This window comes from Streptomyces sp. VRA16 Mangrove soil (assembly GCF_017377775.1).
Taxonomy (GTDB): domain Bacteria; phylum Actinomycetota; class Actinomycetes; order Streptomycetales; family Streptomycetaceae; genus Streptomyces.
The window spans coordinates 1-21548 of record NZ_JAFVLN010000016.1 but is presented as its reverse complement, the minus strand read 5'-3'; the positions used below and the strand labels follow the sequence as shown (position 1 = coordinate 21548).

At 70.3% G+C, this 21548-nt stretch carries 19 protein-coding genes and 2 tRNA genes; 11 read left to right on the top strand and 10 right to left on the bottom strand.

Annotated features, from left to right (window positions below; translation table 11 throughout):
- Positions 1-165 precede the first annotated feature (165 nt).
- The 4 genes from rsrA to J3486_RS33185 all read right to left on the bottom strand — a co-directional run bounded on the left by rsrA (position 166) and on the right by J3486_RS33185 (position 3009).
- Complete coding sequence (gene rsrA, locus J3486_RS33200) at positions 166-456, bottom strand: mycothiol system anti-sigma-R factor (protein ID WP_207827212.1); 291 nt, start codon at positions 454-456, stop codon at positions 166-168.
- Positions 453-1127, bottom strand: a complete 675-nt coding sequence (gene sigR / locus J3486_RS33195; RefSeq protein WP_207827210.1) for an RNA polymerase sigma factor SigR — start codon at positions 1125-1127, stop codon at positions 453-455. The genes rsrA and sigR overlap by 4 nt, the downstream gene beginning before the upstream one ends.
- 244 nt (positions 1128-1371) lie before the next feature.
- A complete protein-coding gene (locus J3486_RS33190; RefSeq protein ID WP_207827201.1) occupies positions 1372-2019 on the bottom strand; it encodes an alpha/beta family hydrolase in 648 nt (215 codons plus the stop codon).
- Between the two features lie 174 nt (positions 2020-2193).
- Positions 2194-3009, bottom strand: a complete 816-nt coding sequence (locus J3486_RS33185) for an SOS response-associated peptidase (RefSeq protein WP_207827199.1) — start codon at positions 3007-3009, stop codon at positions 2194-2196.
- Between the two features lie 53 nt (positions 3010-3062).
- Between J3486_RS33185 and J3486_RS33180 the strand changes: the two genes are divergently transcribed.
- From J3486_RS33180 to J3486_RS33165, 4 genes are all read left to right on the top strand, one after another.
- Positions 3063-3764, top strand: coding sequence for a M50 family metallopeptidase (locus tag J3486_RS33180; protein ID WP_207827197.1), 702 nt, complete (start codon positions 3063-3065; stop codon positions 3762-3764).
- A gap of 36 nt (positions 3765-3800) precedes the next feature.
- Positions 3801-5126 (top strand): 3-phosphoshikimate 1-carboxyvinyltransferase, encoded by a 1326-nt coding sequence (gene aroA / locus J3486_RS33175; RefSeq protein ID WP_207827194.1) that lies wholly within the window; start codon positions 3801-3803, stop codon positions 5124-5126.
- A gap of 15 nt (positions 5127-5141) precedes the next feature.
- Positions 5142-6152, top strand: coding sequence for a ribosome small subunit-dependent GTPase A (gene rsgA / locus J3486_RS33170; RefSeq protein WP_207827192.1), 1011 nt, complete (start codon positions 5142-5144; stop codon positions 6150-6152).
- A gap of 97 nt (positions 6153-6249) precedes the next feature.
- The gene (locus J3486_RS33165) at positions 6250-6573 is read left to right on the top strand and encodes a multidrug efflux SMR transporter (protein WP_207827190.1); all 324 of its coding nucleotides are present in this window, start codon (positions 6250-6252) and stop codon (positions 6571-6573) included.
- A gap of 226 nt (positions 6574-6799) precedes the next feature.
- Here J3486_RS33165 and J3486_RS33160 read toward each other — a convergent pair whose 3' ends face one another.
- Positions 6800-7390, bottom strand: coding sequence for a TetR/AcrR family transcriptional regulator (locus tag J3486_RS33160; protein WP_207827169.1), 591 nt, complete (start codon positions 7388-7390; stop codon positions 6800-6802).
- Between the two features lie 154 nt (positions 7391-7544).
- On the opposite strand from J3486_RS33160, the gene hisN reads away from it, so the two are divergent.
- On the top strand, positions 7545-8342 hold the full coding sequence (gene hisN / locus J3486_RS33155) for a histidinol-phosphatase (RefSeq protein WP_207827168.1): 798 nt from the start codon (positions 7545-7547) through the stop codon (positions 8340-8342).
- 184 nt (positions 8343-8526) lie between these two features.
- On the top strand, positions 8527-8928 hold the full coding sequence (locus tag J3486_RS33150; protein WP_207827166.1) for a cyclic nucleotide-binding/CBS domain-containing protein: 402 nt from the start codon (positions 8527-8529) through the stop codon (positions 8926-8928).
- A gap of 192 nt (positions 8929-9120) precedes the next feature.
- On the opposite strand, the gene katG is transcribed toward J3486_RS33150, so the two are convergent.
- Complete coding sequence (gene katG / locus J3486_RS33145) at positions 9121-11337, bottom strand: catalase/peroxidase HPI (RefSeq protein ID WP_207827157.1); 2217 nt, start codon at positions 11335-11337, stop codon at positions 9121-9123.
- Between the two features lie 136 nt (positions 11338-11473).
- Between katG and J3486_RS33140 the strand changes: the two genes are divergently transcribed.
- The 4 genes from J3486_RS33140 to J3486_RS33125 all read left to right on the top strand — a co-directional run bounded on the left by J3486_RS33140 (position 11474) and on the right by J3486_RS33125 (position 15293).
- Entirely contained in the window at positions 11474-11893 is a 420-nt protein-coding gene (locus tag J3486_RS33140; protein WP_207827155.1) for a Fur family transcriptional regulator, read from the top strand.
- Positions 11894-12400: 507 nt separating this feature from the next.
- The gene (locus J3486_RS33135) at positions 12401-13159 is read left to right on the top strand and encodes an ABC transporter ATP-binding protein (RefSeq protein ID WP_207827153.1); all 759 of its coding nucleotides are present in this window, start codon (positions 12401-12403) and stop codon (positions 13157-13159) included.
- Positions 13156-14046 (top strand): ABC transporter permease, encoded by an 891-nt coding sequence (locus J3486_RS33130; RefSeq protein ID WP_207827151.1) that lies wholly within the window; start codon positions 13156-13158, stop codon positions 14044-14046. The genes J3486_RS33135 and J3486_RS33130 overlap by 4 nt, the downstream gene beginning before the upstream one ends.
- A gap of 122 nt (positions 14047-14168) precedes the next feature.
- Positions 14169-15293, top strand: a complete 1125-nt coding sequence (locus J3486_RS33125; RefSeq protein ID WP_207827576.1) for an ABC transporter substrate-binding protein — start codon at positions 14169-14171, stop codon at positions 15291-15293.
- A 46-nt stretch (positions 15294-15339) separates the two neighbouring features.
- Here J3486_RS33125 and J3486_RS33120 read toward each other — a convergent pair.
- The 4 genes from J3486_RS33120 to J3486_RS33105 all read right to left on the bottom strand — a co-directional run bounded on the left by J3486_RS33120 (position 15340) and on the right by J3486_RS33105 (position 20822).
- Positions 15340-15413: transfer RNA gene (locus J3486_RS33120), tRNA-Met, on the bottom strand.
- 254 nt (positions 15414-15667) lie between these two features.
- On the bottom strand, positions 15668-17464 hold the full coding sequence (locus J3486_RS33115) for a tetratricopeptide repeat protein (protein WP_207827149.1): 1797 nt from the start codon (positions 17462-17464) through the stop codon (positions 15668-15670).
- A 272-nt stretch (positions 17465-17736) separates the two neighbouring features.
- Positions 17737-17810 (bottom strand) — tRNA-Met (locus J3486_RS33110).
- Between the two features lie 42 nt (positions 17811-17852).
- On the bottom strand, positions 17853-20822 hold the full coding sequence (locus J3486_RS33105) for a UPF0182 family protein (protein WP_229379031.1): 2970 nt from the start codon (positions 20820-20822) through the stop codon (positions 17853-17855).
- Between the two features lie 140 nt (positions 20823-20962).
- Here J3486_RS33105 and J3486_RS33100 point away from each other — a divergent pair, with 140 nt between their 5' ends.
- Complete coding sequence (locus tag J3486_RS33100) at positions 20963-21505, top strand: PPA1309 family protein (protein ID WP_207827147.1); 543 nt, start codon at positions 20963-20965, stop codon at positions 21503-21505.
- Positions 21506-21548: the final 43 nt, after the last annotated feature.

The following is a 21548-nucleotide window of genomic DNA, read 5'->3' as shown; positions in this document are numbered from 1 at the left end:
CGGGCGGCATCACATCGAATACCGGGACAGAAGGCCCCGGATTAGCACGATCGAGTGAACCGAGCGGCGAACGCACGCTCAACTCCCACCTCAGATGCGGGAGTTGGTCACAGCTTTATCAGTCACAGCCGGCACAGCCGTCATGGCTGTCACAGCTGTGACACGTCAAGCGAGCGGGGTGCCCTCTTCGGGCACGCCCTGGCCGGAGCGGATCACTTCGATCCGCCCCATGACCTTGGCCCGCAGGTCACTGGGCACGTCGTCCGAGCCGCAGCACCGCTTGACCAGCTTCTTCACGGCCTGCTCCAGGCCGTACTTCTCCAGGCACGGGGAGCACTCCTCGAAGTGCACCTCGAACTTGGTGCAGTCGGAGTCCGGCATCTCGTGGTCGAGAAACTCATAGAGATGGTCGAGGACTTCCGCGCAGTCCGTCTCGTGCGGCTCTCCGCAGCTCATGAGCCCGAGCCTTTCGCTTCGTTCGACTCTCCGGCGCCGGCCGGGACGAGCCCACGGTCTCGGGCGTAGTCCTCCAGCATGCCGCGCAGCTGGCGGCGGCCCCGGTGGAGCCGGGACATCACTGTCCCGATGGGTGTCCCCATGATGTCCGCGATCTCCTTGTACGCAAAGCCCTCTACGTCGGCCAGATAGACCGCGATGCGGAATTCCTCGGGGATCGCCTGCAGCGCGGACTTCACGTCCGAGTCCGGCAGATGGTCGAGCGCCTGCGACTCGGCGGAGCGCAGCCCGGTCGACATGTGCGACTCGGCGCGCGCCAGCTGCCAGTCCTCGATCTCCTCGGCCGCACTGCGCTGAGGCTCGCGCTGCTTCTTGCGGTACGAGTTGATGAAGGTGTTCGTGAGGATCCGGTACAGCCACGCCTTGAGGTTGGTGCCCTCGCGGAACTGGTGGAAGGACGCGTACGCCTTCGCGTACGTCTCCTGCACCAGGTCCTCCGCATCGGCCGGATTGCGCGTCATACGCAGCGCGGCCGAGTACATCTGGTCGAGGAACTCCAGCGCGTCCCGCTCGAAGCGCGCACTGCGCTCGGCAGCGGTCTCCGCCGGCTCGGGCCGTCCGTCGGGCTGGCCGTGTTCGGTCCCTGCGTCGGTCCCTGTGACCGGACCCACCTCCTCAAACGACGTCGCGGAGCCAAGAGAGACCCCACTCGAATCGGAGGATAGACGACGATCCGGTCCGCCCGCCGCCCGAATAGGAGCGGTCTTGGGTGCGTGCAGCACGCTCCACTCCAGGTCAGGAGCGGTGCTGCGCTGCGGGCAGATGGTCGAGCCCATGCGGCGGACTTCCTCTCGTACGAACTGTGTGCACCGACAGTCCGCACAACAGTCGTCCCGCCCTCAACATTCCCCGCGGCTATCGGAGTGACCCGGCCCACTCGGAGACGGCTCCCGTGATGCGCGCCAGAGCCTCGTCCTGGGTGATGACGGCCCGCTTCGGCACCGCGAACCCGTGATCCCCGTACGGCACTTCGACGATCTCGTACGCGGGCGAGGACAGGGTCACGTCCGGGAACTCCGCGGGCTTCCCGAAGGGGTCGTTGCCGCCCTGCACGACGAGCGTCGGCACCCCGGTGCCGAGCAGCTCGTCCGCCCGGGACTTCTCCGGCCTGCCCGGCGGGTGCAGCGGAAAGCTCAGCGCGAGCACGGCGGCGGCACCCAGCTCCTGCGCGGTCCTGCAGGCGACGCGGGCCCCGGCGCTGCGCCCGCCGGCGATCACGGGAAGCCCGGGTCCGGCCACGGCGGCCCACACCCCGCGCCATCCGGCGTCGAGCGTCTTCGGCGCGGGCGCCACCTTCTTCCCGGCGACCCGCCACGGCTGCTCGACGAGCGCGACGCTCACCCCGTGCTCCGGCAGCACCCCGGCGAGGGCCTGCAGATCCCGCGCCTCGACGCCCCCGCCCGCCCCATGGCTGACGGCGAGGACGAGGCGGGGATCGGCGGCGGGATGCCAGGTGATGCGGGCGTCCCCGGTCTCGGTGGAAACGATCTCGGTTCGTGTCACGGCCCCATGGTGCCCCGTGGGGGGCGCGGGGCTGTGTCGATCAGCGGCTCCGCCGCGGAGCGCGAGCCACCCGTCACACGCCGCCGACCGGCGACCGGCGACCGGCGACCGGCGACCGGCGACCGGCGACGAAACGTCCCAAGAGGGTCCGGGGCGCGGCCCCGGGGGCCGGCCTCAGAACAACGTCCCCACCTCGGGCCCCTCCAGCTCCTTCACCAGCTCGGGCCCGTTGTTGCGCACGTTGCTGACGGCCGTCGACACCGGATAGGCCCGCATCAGCCCCTCGGGCGGCGGCGCGAGCAGCCCCCGCACGTCCTCCACGTCCGTCCGCGCAGGATCCAGCCACGCGTCCCACCGCTCCGGCGTCAGCATCAACGGCATCCGGGGATGAATGTCGGCGAGCGACCGCGGCCCCTCCTTCGGCGCCACCCCGAGCGGCGAGGTCTCCGCCTCAAGGGTGATCACGGAGCACGTCACCCACCAGGCCAGCGGATGCTCGTCCGGCAGCGTCCGGTCCCGCCAGAACTCGTAGAGCCCCGCCATCGCGAACACCGACCCGTCCGCGGGCGTCACGAAGTACGGCTGCTTGCGCGGCCGCTTCTTCTTCCCCTCGACCTCCAGATCGCGCTCGGCGGCCGCGGTCACCCACTCGTAATAGCCGTCGGCGGGGATGATGCAGCGGCGGGCGGCGAAGGCCCGCCGGTACGAGGGCTTCTCGTGCACGGTCTCGCCCCGCGCGTTGATCATGCGGGCGGCCCCCTCGGGCGACTTCGCCCAGGACGGCACCAGCCCCCACTTCAGCTTGCGCAACTGGCGAACCGGACGGGGGTCCTCAGCGTCTTTCAGGGGACGATCGAGGACCGCGTAGACCTCTTTCGTGGGAGCCACGTTGTAGTCGGGCTCATACGCCTCTTCCGGCTCCCACTTCTCGACCTCAAAGATTCCTGCGAGATCCTCGGGCCTACGACTCGATGCATACCGTCCGCACATACGTGCCACAGTGCCAGAAACAAGCACCCCACCGAACGGGAGCCCGGAAAGACATGGACGCCAGCCTCTGGGACCGGATCTTCGGGACCCAGTCCGACCCCGACCAGTGGGTCGTGATCGCCACCGGCGTGGTCGCGCTCGCCGCGATCGTCCCGCACAACGTCTGGCGGCTCTCGCGCAACGCCATCACCATCGCCCACGAGGGCGGCCACGGCCTGATCGCGCTGCTGATGGGCCGCCGGCTCGACGGGATCCGGCTGCACTCGGACACCAGCGGCCTGACCGTCAGCCGCGGCAAGCCGCACGGCCTCGGCATGATCCTGACGGCGGCCGCCGGGTACACGGCCCCGCCGCTGCTCGGCCTCGGCGGCGCCGCGCTCCTCGCGGAGGGCCACATCACGCTGCTGCTCTGGCTGGCCACGGCGCTGCTGGTGGCGATGCTGGTGATGATCAGGAACGCGTACGGGGTGCTGACGGTCGTCGTGGCCGGTGGCGCGTTCGTGCTGGTCTCCTGGCTGGCGGGCCCGCAGGTGCAGGCGGCGTTCGCGTACGCGGTGGTCTGGTTCCTGCTGCTGGGCGGGGTCCGTCCCGCCTTCGAGCTGCAGAGCAAGCGGCGCCGGGGAGGGGCCGGGGACTCGGACGCGGACCAGCTCTCCCGTCTCACGCACGTCCCGGCCGGCATGTGGCTGTTCTTCTTCCACGCCGTCTCACTGTGCTCACTGCTCGGCGGCGGCCGCTGGCTGCTGGGCCTGTGAACAGGTGGCTCCGCATGGGCCCACTAAAGTAAGGGCATGACCTCGAACCCCGCGCACACCGCCCTGTGGCCCGCCCCTCTCGCGAGCGGAGCCGTCGACGCGACCGTCCAGGTGCCGGGGTCCAAATCCGTCACCAACCGGGCACTGGTGCTGGCCGCGCTGGCCGCCGAGCCCGGCTGGCTGCGCCGCCCGCTGCGCTCCCGTGACTCCCTGCTGATGGCGGGCGCGCTGCGCGCCATGGGCGTCGGCATCGAGGAGGGCGTTGGCCCCGACGGTTCCGGTGAGGCCTGGCGCGTCATCCCGTCCGGGCTTCAGGGCCCGGCCACGGTCGATGTCGGCAACGCGGGCACGGTCATGCGCTTCCTGCCGCCGGTCGCGGCGCTCGCCGACGGCCCGATCCGGTTCGACGGCGACCCCCGTTCGTACGAGCGTCCGCTGCACGGCGTGATCGACGCGCTGCGCGTGCTCGGGGCCCGCATCGACGACGAGGGCCGCGGCGCCCTCCCGCTGACCGTGCACGGCGGCGGCGCGCTGGACGGCGGCCGGGTCGAGATCGACGCCTCGTCGTCCTCCCAGTTCGTGAGCGCCCTGCTGCTGTCGGGCCCGCGCTTCAACCAGGGCGTCGAGGTCCGCCACACCGGTTCCTCCCTCCCCTCCATGCCGCACATCCGGATGACGGTCGACATGCTGCGCGCGGTCGGCGCCCAGGTCGACACCCCGGAGTCGGGCGGCGAGCCGAACGTCTGGCGGGTGACCCCGGGCGCCCTGCTCGGCCGGGACATCACCATCGAGCCGGACCTCTCCAACGCCCAGCCGTTCCTGGCCGCGGCGCTGATCACCGGCGGCAAGGTCGTCATCCCCGACTGGCCGGCCCACACCACGCAGCCCGGCGACGCGCTGCGCGACATCTTCACGCAGATGGGCGGCGGCTGCGAGCTCACCGCCAAGGGGCTCGAGTTCACCGGTTCCGGCTCGATCCACGGCATCGACGTGGATCTGAGCGAGGTCGGCGAGCTGACCCCCGGCATCGCCGCCGTGGCCGCCCTCGCGGACGGCCCGTCCACCCTCCGCGGCGTCGCCCACCTGCGCCTGCACGAGACGGACCGCCTCGCCGCGCTCACCAAGGAGATCAACGAGCTGGGCGGTGACGTGACGGAGACCGCCGACGGTCTGCACATCCGCCCGCGCCGGATGCACGGCGGGATCTTCCACACGTACGACGACCACCGCATGGCGACGGCGGGCGCGATCATCGGCCTCGCGGTCGACGGCGTCCAGATCGAGAACGTCGCGACGACGGCCAAGACCCTGCCGGACTTCCCCGACATGTGGACAGGGATGCTCGGGGCGGACAGGCCGTAGGGAACAGGTACCGCGATGCGCCGCTACGGCAAGAACACCGACGAGGACGACATCCGCCAGCGCCCCAACCGCAAGGGGAACCGGCCGCGGACGAACATCCGCCCCAAGCACGAGGACGCGGCGGACGGGATGGTCCTCACCGTCGACCGGGGGCGGCTCACCGTTCTCATCGACGACATCCCCGTGACGGCGATGAAGGCCCGCGAGCTGGGCCGCAAGGCGGCTGTCGTCGGCGACCAGGTCTCGGTCGTCGGCGACCTGTCCGGCAAGAAGGACACCCTCGCCCGTATCGTCCGGATCCAGGAGCGTTCCTCGGTGCTGCGCCGCACCGCGGACGACGACGACCCGTTCGAGCGTGTGGTCGTCGCCAACGCGGACCAGCTGGCCATCGTCACCGCGCTCGCCGACCCCGAGCCGCGCCCGCGCATGATCGACCGCTGCCTGGTGGCGGCGTACGACGGTGGCCTCTCCCCCCTCCTCGTCCTCACCAAGTCGGACCTGGCGAAGCCCTCCAAGCTCCTCGATCTCTACGGCGACCTGGACATCCCGTACGTCGTCACCAGCCGAGAGGAGCTGGAGGACGGCACGGCCGTCGCCCGCGTCCGCGAGCAGCTGGACGGCAAGATCACGGCGTTCGTCGGCCATTCCGGCGTCGGCAAGACGACGCTGGTGAACGCCCTGGTCCCGGACGACAGGCGCCGCTCGACGGGCCATGTCAACGCGGTCACGGGCCGCGGCCGCCACACCACGACGTCGGCCCTGGCCCTGCCCTTGTCGGGCGACGCGGGCTGGGTGATCGACACCCCGGGCGTTCGCTCGTTCGGCCTGCACCACGTCGACCCGTCGCGCGTCATCCACGCCTTCCCCGACCTGGAGCCCGGTACGGAGAACTGCCCGCGCGCGTGCAGCCACGACGAGCCGGACTGCGCCCTGGACGCCTGGGTGGAGGAGGGCCACGCGGACCCGGCCCGGCTGTACTCGCTGCGCCGTCTCCTGGCGACACGCGAGCGCCGCGAGGGCGACTGACCTCCCAGTTGTTTGCTGCCGCTGCGCCCAGGTAAAGGCATAATCGCACCAAGCCGGACGCAAGATCGGGATCGGTCGGGATCGGGAGGCGCTACAGATGGCGTGGTTGCTGGTCGTCGTCGCGGGGCTGCTGGAGACCGGATTCGCGGTCTGCCTGAAGCTCTCGCACGGCTTCACGCGTCTGTGGCCGACGATCGCGTTCGCCTGTTTCGCGCTCGGCAGTTTCGGGCTGCTGACCCTGTCCCTGAAGAAGCTCGACGTGGGCCCGGCGTACGCGGTCTGGACGGGCATCGGCGCGGCGGGCACGGCGATCTACGGCATGATCTTCCTCGGCGACGTCGTCTCGACCCTGAAGATCGTCTCGATCAGCCTGGTCATCGCAGGCGTGATCGGCCTCCAACTATCGGGCTCCAGCCACTAACCACCCCACCCCCGCCCCACCCGCCTCGGGCGATCCGCCACCGGCCACCCCCACCCGCCTTGGGCAATCTGCCGCCGGTCACCCCCACCCGCCTTGGGCAGTCTGCCGCCTGGGGCGGCAGGGTGGGCAAGGCGGCACCCCGGCGCCGGGCAGGCGCTGCAACCGGCCCCCGCCCACGGCCCCACCCGGCAAGCACAGCCCAGAGCCACAGCCCGGCCCGTAACAACTACGCGCGCGACCGCCCCAGCGCCTCCCGCACCAGCCGCCCGACCCCTCCATCCCCGGCCGGCGCCATCACACACGACAAAGCGAGCCGCACCGCCACCTCACAGTCCCGCGCCAACGCCTCGGCCTCCACCTTGGCCGCCCCCGCCACCCCCAGCGCCCCGAGCGCCCGGTCCCGTACCGCCGAGACGAAATCCCCCGGCCCCGGCAACGGCCCGTCGGCCCGCCGCTGTGCCGGCACGGCGGAGGACGACGGCACCGCGGACAACGTCGGCGACGGCAGCCGCTCGTTCCAGCACCCGGTCAGCGCCGCCCGCACCAGCGGATTGCGCCGGGCGCAGCTCACCGTCCATTCGGCGACCACATCGAGCCCGCCCTCCTTGAGCGCCCGGTCGACCCCGGCGAGATACGCGTCCGCCTCCCGCCGCACCAGCGCCCGCGCCAGCCCTTCCTTGCTCCCGAACTCGTTGTAGAGCGTCTGCCGTGACACCCCGGCCACGGCCGCCACGTCGACCATCCGGACCCCGCCCCACGGCCGTCGCGCCAGCGCCGTGTACGCCGCGTCCAAAAGGGATTCCCGCGCTGCAGGCATCGTCGCCTCCCCGGGCCGCCGTATGTCCGTACGGCTTGTTTCGCCAGAGTTGACGGGCTTGTCCGCACTGTCAATAGCCCGCACGCCCCCACCGTGGGGGTTACGGCCACGGGCCCTGTGGCCGTGGACCGATCACGATCGATACTGTGCAGGCATGCCCGATTACCACGATGATCTGCGCCTCGCCCACGTCCTCGCCGACGCTGCCGACGCCGCGACCATGGACCGCTTCAAGGCCCTCGACCTGAAGGTCGAGACGAAGCCGGACATGACGCCGGTGAGCGAGGCCGACAAGGCCGCCGAGGAACTGATCCGTGGCAACCTCCACCGGGCGCGGCCGCGCGACGCGATCCTCGGCGAGGAGTACGGCCTCGAGGGCACGGGCCCGCGCCGCTGGGTGATCGACCCGATCGACGGCACGAAGAACTACGTACGTGGCGTCCCCGTCTGGGCGACGCTGATCTCCCTGATGGAAGCGGGCGAGGGCGGCTACCAGCCGGTCGTCGGTGTCGTCTCCGCCCCCGCGCTCGGCCGCCGCTGGTGGGCGGCGAAGGGCGCGGGCGCGTACACGGGCCGCAGCCTGACCTCCGCGACCCGGCTGCACGTCTCGAAGGTGGGCCGGATGTCCGACGCCTCCTTCGCGTACTCGTCGCTGAGCGGCTGGGAGGAGCAGGGCCGGCTGAGCGGGTTCCTGGACCTGACCCGTTCCGTCTGGCGCACGCGCGGCTACGGCGATTTCTGGCCGTACATGATGGTGGCCGAGGGTTCGATCGACATCTGCGCGGAGCCCGAGCTCTCCCTGTGGGACATGGCGGCGAACGCGATCGTGGTGACCGAGGCGGGCGGTACCTTCACCGGCCTCGACGGCCGTCCGGGCCCGCACAGCGGCAACGCGGCGGCGTCGAACGGTCTGCTCCACGACGAGATGCTGAGCCACCTCACCGCGCGCTGAGCGGGCCGGCCGGGGCGCTCGCCGGAGTTCATGCGATCGGCAAGCGCCCCTGAACTCGCTTCACGCGCCCCCTTGTTGACACTCCCTTTACCTGTAACCCTGAGAGTCCCCCCACTTGTGAACTTGTGAATCGCTTCTTGTTGAGCGGTTCAACAGGTGCCCACACAGGAAGGTGGCTCCATCCATGCTCGTCCGTGACGCCATGAGCACGATGGTCCTCACCATCGGCCCCTCCCACACCCTGCGCCAGGCGGCCCGGCTGATGTCCAGCCGGCGGGTCGGCGCCGCCGTGGTCCTCGATCCCGACGGCTGCGGCATCGGCATTCTCACCGAGCGCGACATCCTCAACTCGCTCGGCCTCGGCCAGAACCCCGACCTGGAGGCCGCGGCCTCCCACACCACCACGGACGTCGTCTTCGCCGCGCCGTCCTGGACGCTGGAGGACGCGGCCGACGCGATGACGCACGGCGGCTTCCGCCATCTGATCGTGCTCGACGGCATCGAGGCCATCGGCATCGTCTCCGTGCGCGACATCATCCGCTGCTGGGCCCCGGCCCGGCGGCAGGCCGCGGCCCTCACGGTCTAGGTACGACGGCCTGAGTACGACAAGTGCAACAAGCACAACGGGTACAACGGGTACAACACGTGCGACAAAGAGGGCCGGCTCCCCGAGGGGAACCGGCCCTCCTGCTCTCGGCAGGCGCCAGGGTCAACTAGCCGCGAAGGGCCATGATCACGGCCTCCGGGCGCGAACCGAAGTCACCGGTACGGGACGGGTTCAGCGCAGGTCGAACCGGTCGAGGTCCATGACCTTGCTCCACGCCGCGGCGAAGTCCTTGACGAACTTCTCCTTGGCGTCGTCGCTCGCGTACACCTCGGCGAGCGCGCGGAGCTCGGAGTTCGAGCCGAAGACCAGGTCGGCACGGGTGCCGGTCCACTTCACGGCGCCGGAGGCGTCGCGGCCCTCGAACTCGTCCTGGGCGGACGACGTGGACTTCCACGTGGTGTCCATGTCGAGCAGGTTGACGAAGAAGTCGTTCGTCAGCGTGCCCGGACGGTCGGTGAGGACACCGTGCTTCGAGCCGCCCGCATTGGCACCGAGGACGCGCAGGCCGCCGACGAGGACGGTCAGCTCGGGCGCGCTCAGGGTCAGCAGGTTGGCCTTGTCGAGCAGCAGGTACTCGGCCGGCAGGCGGTTGCCCTTGCCCACGTAGTTGCGGAAGCCGTCGGCGGCCGGCTCCAGCGCGGCGAACGACTCGACGTCCGTCTGCTCCTGCGAGGCGTCGACGCGGCCCGCGGAGAACGGGACCTCGACCGCTACGCCGCCGTCCTTGGCCGCCTGCTCGACGGCCGCGGTGCCCGCGAGGACGACCAGGTCGGCGAGGGAGACCTTCTTGGCGCCCTGGGCGTTGAAGGACTCCTGGATGCCCTCCAGGGTGCGCAGCACCTGGGCGAGCTCGTCCGGGTTGTTGACCTCCCAGCCGCGCTGCGGCTCCAGGCGGATGCGGCCGCCGTTGGCGCCACCGCGCTTGTCGCTGCCCCGGAAGGAGGAGGCGGCGGCCCAGGCGGCGGAGACCAGCTGCGCGATGGTCAGGTCGGTGCCGAGGATCTGCTCCTTGAGGGAGGCGATGTCCGCGGCGTCGACGGTCTCACCGGTGGCGGCGGGCAGCGGGTCCTGCCACAGCAGCTGCTCGCTGGGGACCTCCGGGCCGAGGTAGCGCACGGCCGGGCCCATGTCGCGGTGCGTCAGCTTGAACCAGGCGCGGGAGAAGGCCTCCGCGAACTCCTGCGGGTTCTCGTAGAAGCGGCGCGAGATCTGCTCGTAGACCGGGTCGAAGCGGAGCGACAGGTCGGTGGTGAGCATCGTCGGCTTGTGCTTCTTCGAGGAGTCGAAGGCGTCCGGGATGGTCTCCTCGGCATCCTTGGCGATCCACTGGTGGGCGCCCGCCGGGGACTTCGTGAGCTCGTACTCGTACTCGAAGAGGTTCTTGAAGAAGCCGTTGCTCCACCGGGTCGGGGTGGAGGTCCAGGTGACCTCGAGGCCGGACGTGATCGCGTCCTTGCCGACGCCGGTGCCGTGGCTGGACTTCCAGCCGAGGCCCAGCTGCTCCATGGGGGCGGCCTCGGGGTCGGCCGCGACGTTGTCCGCCGGGCCCGCGCCGTGCGTCTTGCCGAAGGTGTGGCCACCGGCGATGAGGGCGACGGTCTCCTCGTCGTTCATCGCCATGCGGCGGAACGTCTCACGGATGTCGCGGGCCGCGGCGATCGGGTCCGGGTTGCCGTTGGGGCCCTCCGGGTTGACGTAGATGAGGCCCATCTGGACGGCACCGAGCGGGTTCTCCAGCTCGCGGTCGCCCGTGTAGCGGCCGTCGCCGAGCCACTCGGTCTCGGGGCCCCAGTAGACGTCCTCCTCGGCCTCCCAGACGTCCTCGCGGCCGCCGGCGAAGCCGAAGGTCTCGAAGCCCATGGTCTCCAGCGCGACGTTGCCCGTGAGGATCATGAGGTCGGCCCACGAGATGTTCTTGCCGTACTTCTTCTTGACCGGCCACAGCAGACGGCGGGCCTTGTCGAGCGAGGCGTTGTCCGGCCAGCTGTTGAGTGGCGCGAAGCGCTGCTGACCGGCACCGGCGCCACCGCGGCCGTCGGAGATCCGGTACGTGCCGGCGGAGTGCCAGGCCATACGGATCATCAGCGGGCCATAGTTGCCGAAGTCGGCCGGCCACCAGTCCTGCGAGGTGGTGAGCACCTCGGCGATGTCCTGCTTGACGGCGGCGAGGTCCAGCGAGTTGAACGCCTCGCGGTAGTCGAAGTCCTCACCCATCGGGTTCGCCACCGCGGGGTTCTTCGCGAGGATCTTCAGGTTCAGCCGCTCGGGCCACCACTGGCGGTTGCCCCCGCCCTGGGTCGGGTGCGCCGCACGTCCGTGCGCGACCGGGCAACCACCCTCCCCCTCCGTCTTCGGGTCAGTGACGATTGCTTCGTGATTCTCGGACATTGGGGGCCCTTCCGGAGTCGTCCTGTCGCTTGGCCTGAGCCGATTGTGATCCTACAATGGACAATGTCTAAGTCAAGTAAGGCTCCAAAGTCACACCCGATCGGGACCTGGTCCCCTGGCTGTTAGGCTGGTCTTTATGAGTGACCTGTTGGAACGACTGCGCGGACGCGGCTGGCGGATGACCGCGCAGCGCCGTGTCGTGGCCGAGGTCCTCGACGGGGACCACGTTCATTTGACCGCCGACGAGGTGCACGCGCGCGCAGTGGCGAAGCTCCCCGAGATCTCCCGGGCCACCGTCTACAACACGCTCGGCGAGATGGTGTCCCTCGGCGAGGTCATCGAGGTCGCCACGGACAAGCGCGCCAAGCGCTACGACCCGAACGCGCACCGCCCGCACCAGCACCTGGTCTGCGCCCGGTGCGGCCAGATCCGCGACGTGCACCCGACGGACAATCCACTGTCCGCCCTCCCCGACTCGGAGCGCTTCGGCTTCACGATCTCCGACGTGGAGGTCACCTACCGCGGCCTCTGCCCCAGCTGCGCCACCACGGCATAACCCCGTACTACCCCCACAGGGCCCGCCCCGAAAGGCGCGGGCCCTGCGCCATTTCCCCCGCACCCAAACCGCACCCCCGTGCCTCCACCCCGCGGCCCGACCCGCCCCGGCCGCCTCCCCGGACAATCCGTCACCGCCCACCCCCACCCACCTTGGGCAATCCGTCACCACCCGCCCCCACCCGCCCTGGGCGATCCGCCACCGGTCGGCCCACCCCGCCTTGGGCAATCTGCCGCCAAGGGCGGCAGGGTGGGCAAGGCGGCACCCCAGCGCCGGGCAGGCGCCCCCGCAGGCCCCCGCCCACGGCCCCACCCGGCAAGCACAACCCAGAGCCACAGCCCGACCCCCGAGCCACAGCCCAGAGCCACGACCCAGAGCCCAGAGCCCAGAGGTCACAACCCAGCCCAACCCCAGCCCGGCACACCACCCCCACCCCTTCCACAATCTGACGACCCGTCATATTCTCGCGGGCGCCCACCACATCCCAGCCGCACCCCGGAGGGCCCCGTGCAACCCAAACTCCGCGCCACAAACCTCACCCGCACCTTCAACACCACCCACGCCCTGGGCCCCGTGAACCTCACCGTCGCCCCCGGCGAATTCGTCTGCGCAGTAGGCCCGTCGGGCTGCGGCAAATCCACCCTGCTCCGCATAGCCGCAGGCCTGACCCGCCCCTCCACCGGCACCCTGGAGATCCGCACCAACAGCCCCCGCCCCGCCGCGATGATCTTCCAGGACTACGGCATCTACGACTGGAAAACGGTCCTGGCCAACGTCCGCTTCGGCCTCGACATCCAGAAGACCCCGCGCCGCGAGGCGAACGCCCGCGCCAAGGAGTGGCTGACCCGCATGGGCCTGGCCGACTTCGCCGACGCCTACCCGGCCACCCTCTCCGGCGGCATGCGCCAGCGCGTCGCGATCGCCCGGGCACTGGCCGTGGAACCCGAGATCCTCCTGATGGACGAGCCGTTCGCCGCCCTCGACGCCCAGCTCCGCACGATCCTCCAGGACGAACTCCTCGCCCTCACCCAGTCCACCCGTACGACCACCCTCTTCATCACCCACAGCCTGGAAGAGGCGATCGTGCTCGGCGACCGCGTCCTGGTGATGTCGGCCCGCCCGGGCCGGATCATCGCCGAACGCCGCCCGCCCTTCTCCCGCCCCCGCACCGGCGACATCCGCTCCACCCCCGAATTCACGGAACTCAAGGGCGAGTTGTGGGACCTGCTGCGCGGCGAGGTGCACCAGGAGGCGATCCCGGCATGACGACGACCGCTCCCGAGAAGCCCGGGAAACCCGATGAGCCCGAGAAGGACGAGTCCGTACTCGTCCGCTCCCCCGGCCCCCAGGAACTCCACCCCGCCCGCACCCGCCGCAGGCGGCACGCCCTGGAACTCTCCCTCGCGATCGCGGTCCCGCTGCTCCTGGTCCTCCTGTGGCAACTGGCGGCGTCCCGGTCCTGGATCGACGACCGCGTCTACCCGGCCCCCTCCGCGATCCTCGCCGACGGCTGGGACCGGGCGACGGCGGGCGACCTGTGGCCGGACGTGCGGGCCACCCTCAAACGCGTCCTCGCCGGGTACGCGATCGGTACCGTGACCGGCTACGCCCTGGGTCTCCTCATGGGCTCGGTCCGGCTGATCCGGGCCGCCCTGGAACCGCTCCTCGACGCCCTCTACGTCGTACCGAAACTCGCCCTGCTCCCCGTCTTCCTGAACATGTTCGGCCTGGGCGAGGGCCCCCAGATCGCGCTCGTCGCCGCGACCGTCTTCTTCTTCGTGTGGATCTCGACGATGGCGGCCGTCGTCTCGGTCCCCTCGGGCCACCGCGACGCGGGCCAGGTCTTCGGGGCGTCCCCCTGGCAGATGTTCCGCCACGTCCTGCTGCCGGCCTCGCTCCCCGCGGTCCTGGTCGGCGCCCGCATCGCGGCGGGCGTGGCCGTCCTCGTCATCGTCGCCTCGGAACAGATCGCCGCGACGGACGGCCTCGGCCACCTGATCTTCGACGCCCGCGCCCTCTTCCAGAACGACGTGATGTTCGTCGGCATCGTCTGCGTCGCCGTCCTCGGCGTCGTCTTCTCCGAACTAGTGCGCCTGGCGGGCCGGTTCCTCACCCCGTGGGCCCCGCGCGACCGCGGCCGCGGCCAGTCCTGACGCACCCCCTCCCCCGCTCCCTACGTACGTACGTGCACGGAGGCCCCATGCGCACCCACCACACCACGGACCGCACCACGGACCGCACCACCAGACACAGCACACGCCACAGCACACGACACATGGGTACGACCCTGCTCGTGGCCGGCGCTCTCCTCCTCTCCGGCGCGGCCTGCGCCAAGAACGACACCGGTTCCTCGGACACGGCGTCCGAACCCCGCACGATCAAGGCGGTCGACGGCTGTGGCAAGGGCAGCTGGACCGATCCGTCCGACCTGTCCCCCGACCGCACCCCGGCCCGCTGCTCGTCCGGCACCCCGGCCCCCGTCAAGCTCGCCAAGACCCGCAAGATCACGATTGCGACGGGCACCCTCAGCGCCGAGTACGTGGCCCCGCTCGAAATGGCGGTCAAGAAGGGCGAGTTCAAGAAGGAGGGCCTGGACGTGACGCTGAAGGTCCTCCCGACCCCCGACGCGCTCCCCCTCCTCGCGAAGGGCGACATCGACGCGCAATGGGCCGCCCCCGAAGCGGCCGTCATGAACGGCATCCTCGGCGGCTTCGACATCAAGTGGGTCGCCGGCAACTTCTCCCCCGACCCGAAGTCCAAGTCCGGCCTGTGGGTACGCCTCAAGGACGGCCAGAGCGCGGCCCAGGTCTCGATGGCCGGCCGCAAGATGGGCACGATGATCGGCAAGGGGTCCGTGATCTCGTACCCCATGAACACCGCCCTGAGGAAGCACGGCGGCGGCCTCGACAAGATCCAGTTCCAACAGCTCGGCTCGGCGGACGTGCTGACCGCGCTGCAGAACGGCGGCGTCGACTCGGCCTGGCTGCTCGACCCGGTCTGGCGCAAGGTCGACGGCGACAAGCACTACGCGTTCCTCGGCGGTCAGCCCCAGGGCGAACCCCTCGGCGGCCTGCTCTTCGGCCCGAACCTGCTCTCCAAGGACCAGGACGCGGGCGTGGCGCTGCTGCGCGCGTACATCCGCACCGTGAACACGTACTTCGCGGGCGACTACAAGAAGGACCCGAGCTTCGTCTCGGAACTGGCGACCGTCCTGAAGACGGACAAGACCATCCTCGAATCCACGCCGTCCCTCCGCATGGACTGGGAGATCCGCGGCGGCACGACGGACCGGTTGCAGGAGGCGTACAAGGCGGCGGGCGTCTCGAAGGGGGACCCGCTCCCCGAGTCCAGGACGGTGGACCGACAGTTCTACGAAGAAGCGGTGGGCCACAAACCGTAAACAAACCAAGGGCCGGAATCTCACGATTCCGGCCCTTGGCCTTCAGTAGCGGGGACAGGATTTGAACCTGCGACCTCTGGGTTATGAGCCCAGCGAGCTACCGAGCTGCTCCACCCCGCGTCGGTGAACCCAACACTACGCGACGCCCCCCACCAGCGCAAATCACTTCCCCCCCCCCGCCCACCCGCCTTGAACAATCCGCCGCCCAGCCCGGCCGCCTTGGGCAATCTGCCGCCAAGGGCGGCAGGGTGGGCAAGGCGGCACCCCAGCGCCGGGCAGGCGCTGCAACCGGCCCCCGCCCACGGCCCCGGCCCCCGAGCCACAACCCAGAGCCACAACCCAGCACGGCCCCACAAAGAGCACCCCTACGCTCCCTACGCCGACAACTCCTGCCGAAGCGCATCCCGCAACCGCCCAGCCCGCTCAGCCACCTCAGCCGGCCCGAGCTCCACAGCCCGAGACGCCCACTTCTGCCCCTCGGCAAGATCCCCCCGCCGCGCACACAGCAGCGCGAGCCGAAGCGCGGCCCGCCCATGCCCCGCATCAGCCGCCCGCGTCCACCACAGCGCCGCCTCCGGCTCGCTCCCCTCCCGGGCGAGCAGCAGCCCGAGATTGAACGCCCCGTTCCGCGACCCGGCCTCGGCCGCCTCCCGGTACCACCGAGCGGCCTCGACCACATCACCCCGCGCCGACGCGAGCATGCCCACCCGCACCTGCGCCCGCCGATGCCCGTGCTCAGCAGCCCGCTCGTACCACTCCTCGCACTCGGACTTCACCGTCACCGGCTCCCCCAGCTCGTGCCGGGGCGGAGGCGGCGTCCGTACGTCGAGCAGCGAGGCGAGCCGGTACGCGGCCTCCGCGCTGCCACCACCCGCGGCGCACCGCAGATGCCGCTCGGCGGTCGGCTCGTCGCCCTCGCGCAGCCGCGCGATCCCGGCCTGCAGCGCGGCCTCGGTGTGCCCGCCTGCGGCGGCCCGCTCGTACCACTGGAGCGCGGCGTCCTCCTCCTCGCGACCCGCGTAGAGGATGCCGAGATTGAAGGCGGCGTCGACACTGCCCGCCTCGGCCGCCTTGGAGAACCAGGGCTCGGCCCCGACCGCGTCCCCGTTCTGCAGCAGCAGCACCGCGAGCGCGTTGGCCGCTTCCCGGTGCCCCGCGTACGCGGCACGCCGGTACCAGCCCTCGGCCTGAGCGGTGCGCTTCTGCTCGGCGCACAGCAGACCGAGGTTGTACGCGCCGTTGTTGTCGCCCGCGTCCATCGCGGCCCGGTACCAGCGCTCCGCGGTCTGGGTCTCACCGCGCCCGGCGTGCAGCGCGCCCAGCGCGTTCGCCGCGTTCCCGTCGCCGTCCTGGGCGGCGCGCAGCCACCACACGGCGGCGCTCTCCTCGTCCCCGGCGTCGCGCAGCAGGAACGCGAGGGCGCACGCGGCGCGCGGCTCGCCGTCCTTGGCGGACGTCAGGTACCAGCGCCCGGCCTCCTTGAGGTCGCCGCGCTTCTCCAGGATCGCGCCGAGGTGCAGCGCGGCCCTGCGGTGCCCGCGGGCGGCGGCCTGCCGGTACCAGGACTCGGCCTCCTCGGCGGGGTTCTTGACGTCCTTGGTGACGAGGACGTCGGTGCCGCCCTTGCGGTCGAGCGCGCGGGCGAGCCGGTACGCGGCCTCGCGGTGCCCGCGCTCGGCGGCGACCAGCATCCAGCGCTCGGCCCCGACGTCGCTGCGGTGCTCCAGGAGGTCGGCGAGGGCGTAGGCCCCGAGGGTGTGGCCCTGCTCGGCGGACTGCCGCAGCCAGTACTCGGCGGCGGGCTCGTCACCACGCTCACGGTGGTGGCGCCCCAGAGCGTGGGCAGCGGCGGCGGAGCCGGCGACGGCGGCGACCCGCCACCATCCCGCGGCTTCGTCGGCGTAGCCCCGCTGATGCAGCAGCACACCCAGATTGTTGGCGGCGGCGCGGTCGCCCGCGCTCGTGGCGTTACGCAGCAGAGGCTCGGCCCCGTCGAGATCACCGCGGCGCAGCAGCATGGCGCCGAGGACGCTCATCGCCTCGACGTCGCCGGCCTCCGCGGCCAGCCGCTGGCGTGCTTCCTCGGCAGCCTCACCCGGTTCGTCCCGATCTGTCGGCTGCACAAACCGCCCTGTCTCCAACAGAGTTGCCTTGTCCCCCATAACGTCCATCGTCGCACCACCTGCCACCTGGGTACACCTCGTATACCGCAGCCAGTGAGGTCACTTCAGCGTTTTGTCGACATGCCCACAGAGAGATAAGTGAAACACAGATTCCCCAACTCTCCCCGGGCGGAGCACTCTTCGCACGCACATAGGACGCAGCTGATACGTCTCTGGTACGCGGCAGGTACGTGACTCGCACATGCCAGCGGCTCATGACACCCGGGGCACCGACGCACCGAAGGCCCGGAAGCCATAGCTTCCGAGCCTTCGATCATCAGTAGCGGGGACAGGATTTGAACCTGCGACCTCTGGGTTATGAGCCCAGCGAGCTACCGAGCTGCTCCACCCCGCGCCGTTGTGTTCAAACCGTATCACGGCGCGGGGCTGCTCCCGGTCAGCCGCCGGACGCCTCCTTGTCGCTGCTCTGGTCGGTGCTCTGGTCGGTGCTCTTGTCCGCGCTCTTGCCGTCGCCGCTCGATCCGCCGCTCTTGTCGGCGTTCTTGTCGGCGTTCTGCTTGGCCTCCTTGTCGGCCGCCGTCTGGGCCTTCTCGGCGCGCTGCAGAGCCTCCTGGAGGTCGTCCTGGGCCTTCCCGTAGGCCGCCCAGTCGCCGTCCTTCATGGCCTTCTCGCCCGCCTCGAACGCCTTCTCGGCGTCCGCGAGGGCTTCCTTGACCGTGGAGTTCGCCGGCGTGGTCGTGTCCCCTCCCGGCTGCGTCGGCTCGGTCGTGGAACCGCCGTCCACCTCGAAGGCATCGTTCAACGCCTCCGAGAGCGAGCCGGCGAAGCCCATTCTGTCGCCGTACGAGACCGCGACCTTGCGCATCAGCGGGTACTCGGAATTGCGCCCCTGTGCGTAGATCGGCTCGACGTAGAGGAACCCCTTGTCGAGCGGGACCGTCAGCAGATTGCCGTACAGGACCGTCGAGTCGGCGCCCTTCATGTCGCGCACCCAGTTCGCCACCGGATCCCAGGAGTTGAGCTTGTTCTGCACCTGCTCGGGTCCCTGGACCTTGTCCTCGGTGACTCTGAGGAGCTTTATGGCGCCGTAGTCCTTACTGGTCGCGTCGGCGTCCACCGCCATGAAGGCGCGCAGGTTGGGCCTGCCGCTCGGCGTGAACGTCGTCGTCAGCGAGAACTGCTGGCTGGTCTGACCCGGCATCTTCATGGACAGGTAGTACGGCGGGACCGCGCTGTTGTCCTTCTTGGTCGGGTCGTTCGGCACCTGCCAGGCGTCGGACGCGTTGTAGAACTGGTCCGAGTCCTGGACGTGGTACAGGCTCAGCAGCTCGCGCTGGACCTTGAACATGTCCTGCGGGTAGCGCAGGTGCTCCTTCAGGTCGGCCGGGATGGCGCTCTTGGGCTGGACGGTTCCGGGGAACGCGTTCTCCCACGTCTTCAGGACCGGGTCGCTCTCGTCCCACGCGTAGAGCTTGACCTCGCCCGTGTACGCGTCGACGGTCGCCTTCACCGAGTTGCGGATGTAGTTGACCTGGTTCTGCTGAGCCACCACGGAGCGCTGGCTGTCCGCCTCGTTGAGCGAGTCGGCCGTGGTGTCGCCGAGCGTCGTACGCGACGCGTACGGGTACCCGTTCGACGTCGTGTAGGCGTCGACCACCCACTTGATCTTGCCGCCGACGACCGTCGGGTAGGCGTCGCCGTCGATGGTCAGCCACGGCGCGACGGCCTCGACGCGCTCCTTCGGCGTGCGGTTGTACAGGATCCGCGACCCCTCGCCGATGGCGCCGGAGTAGAGGATCTGCGGCTCGCTGAACGCCACCGCGTAAGCGGCCCGGTTGATCGGGTTCGAGAGGTTGACGCCGCTCTTGCCCGTGTAGCTGGTGGTCTTCTGCGTGCCGTCTTCCTGCTCGTAGTCCAGCTCCTTCTGCGGCCCGCCGACGATCGAGTACTGCGTCGTCTTCTCGCCGTAGTAGATGCGCTGGTTGTAGTTCCCGAGGTCACCGCTGGTCGGCAGGCCCGACTCGGTGAACTGCGGGGCGCCCTGCGAGGTGGAGGTGCCCTTCGCCGTCACGGCTCCGTAGCCGTGCGTGTAGACGAAGTGGTCGTTGATCCAGTTCCGCTTGTCCAGCTTGCCCAGGTTCAGCTCGCGCAGGCCCACGACGGTGTCCTGGCCGTCGTAGCGGTCCACGTCCAGGGTCGTCGGGAACTGGTAGTACTTCCGCTGCTGTTCGAGCTGCTGGAAGGTCGGCGAGACGATGTTCGGGTCGTTCAGCCGGTAGCTGGCCGCCGAGTCGGCCTCCGAGCGCTGCTTCTTGGTCTCCTTGTCGGAGCCCTCGCCGCTGTAGTCGTCGACCGTCGCCCTGTCGATGCCGTACGCCTTGCGCGTGGCCTCGATGTTCTTCTGGATGTACGGCGCTTCCTTGGACTGCTCGTTCGGCTGCACCTGGAACTTCTGGACGATGGCCGGGTACAGGCCGCCGATCAGGATCGCCGAGAGCACCATCAGGCCGAAGCCGATGACAGGCAGCTGCCAGGTGCGCCGCCACAGGGTCGCGAAGAACAGCAGGGCGCAGATGACGGCGATGCAGAACAGGATCGTCTTCGCCGGCAGATACGCGTTCGCGTCGACGTACCTCAGGCCCGTCCAGTTGTTCGTCGCCTTGAAGTCGCTCGACTTCACCGCGAGCCCGTACCGGTCGAGCCAGTACGCGACCGCCTTCAGCGCGACGAACACACCCAGGAGGACGGACAGATGCCCCGTCGCGGCCGCCGTGGCACGCGCGCCCGGGCTGGTGATGCGCAGTCCGCCGTACAGGTAGTGCGTCAGTGCGGCGGCGACCAGGCCGATGACGGCGGCCGCGAACCCGAAGCCGAGCAGGAACCGGTACCACGGCAGGTCGAAGGCGTAGAAGGACACGTCCAGGTGGAACTGGGGGTCCTTCTGGTGGAACGGCACCCCGTTCACGTACAGCAGCCACGTGCGCCACTGGCTCGCCGCCGAGGCGCCCGCGATCAGGCCGACGAGCGCGGTGATGCCGATCAGGAGCCACTTCTTGAAGGGCGCGATGCCCATCCGGTAGCGGTCGAGGCTCTGCTGCTCCTGGGACATGGCGCTCAGCGGCGGGCGCAGCCGGTGCGCCAGCCACACGTTCACACCCACGGCGAGCGCCATGAGCAGGCCGAAGACGAAGAAGAGCCCGATCTTCGTCCAGAGGGTCGTCGTGAACACGGACGAGTAGTCGACCGACCGGTACCAGAGCCAGTCCGTCCAGAACCCGGAGAACATGACGAAGGCCATGCCCAGCACGGCCAGGACGCCCAGCGTCAACAGCAGCGTCCGGGCACGCCGGGAGGGGCGTCCCACTCTGATCCGCGGCCCCGTCGGGCCCCCGCCCCGGTCCGGCATCTGGAAAGCCAAGGTGCGCACCTCGAAAGTTCAGTAATCGATCTGTCAGGCCCCCGAGATCGCGGACCTCTCACCTATGCAACTTACTCAGGCTTTACTCAGTTCCCGGTTCGGGGGAGGAACGAGGCAGGATTGTGACCATGTCCAACACCCCCATGGCTGCCAGCCCGCTGACCCGCGCCGTTCTCGAGATCGACGAGTACGCCTCGGGCATGGGCTGGGACCAGCCCGCCCGCCTCTTCGCCCTCGTCGACACCGGCGCCCTGCGCGCGCAGGAACCCGCTCTCGCCACCCAGCTCGGCCTCGACACCGAGGGCGAGGTGTCCGGCTTCACCCCGATCCTCCAGGACGAGATCCCGGCCTCGAAGCCGCTGGACGAGTTCCTCGGCACCATCGCCTGGCCCGACGCCGTCGCGGGCTGCGCCCTGACGGTGGAGCGCCTGATGCTGCCGCCGTCCGCCGAGGCGTCGGTCCCCGAGGGCCTGACCGGCAAGAAGCTCACGAAGTGGGTCGCCGAGCACCCGGACCGCCAGGAGGTCCGGATGACCGTCGCGGTGCTGCGCGACGGCACCCGCGACTCGGCGATCCGGCTGCGCGAGAAGGACTCGCCGACCGAGGTCCTCACCGGTCCCGACCTGGTGCCGGGTCTCGCCGACGCGCTCGGCGCGACGTTCGCCGAGTGACGTCCGTGTCCTGTCCTACGGAGAGGGGCGGGGCCGGGGTACC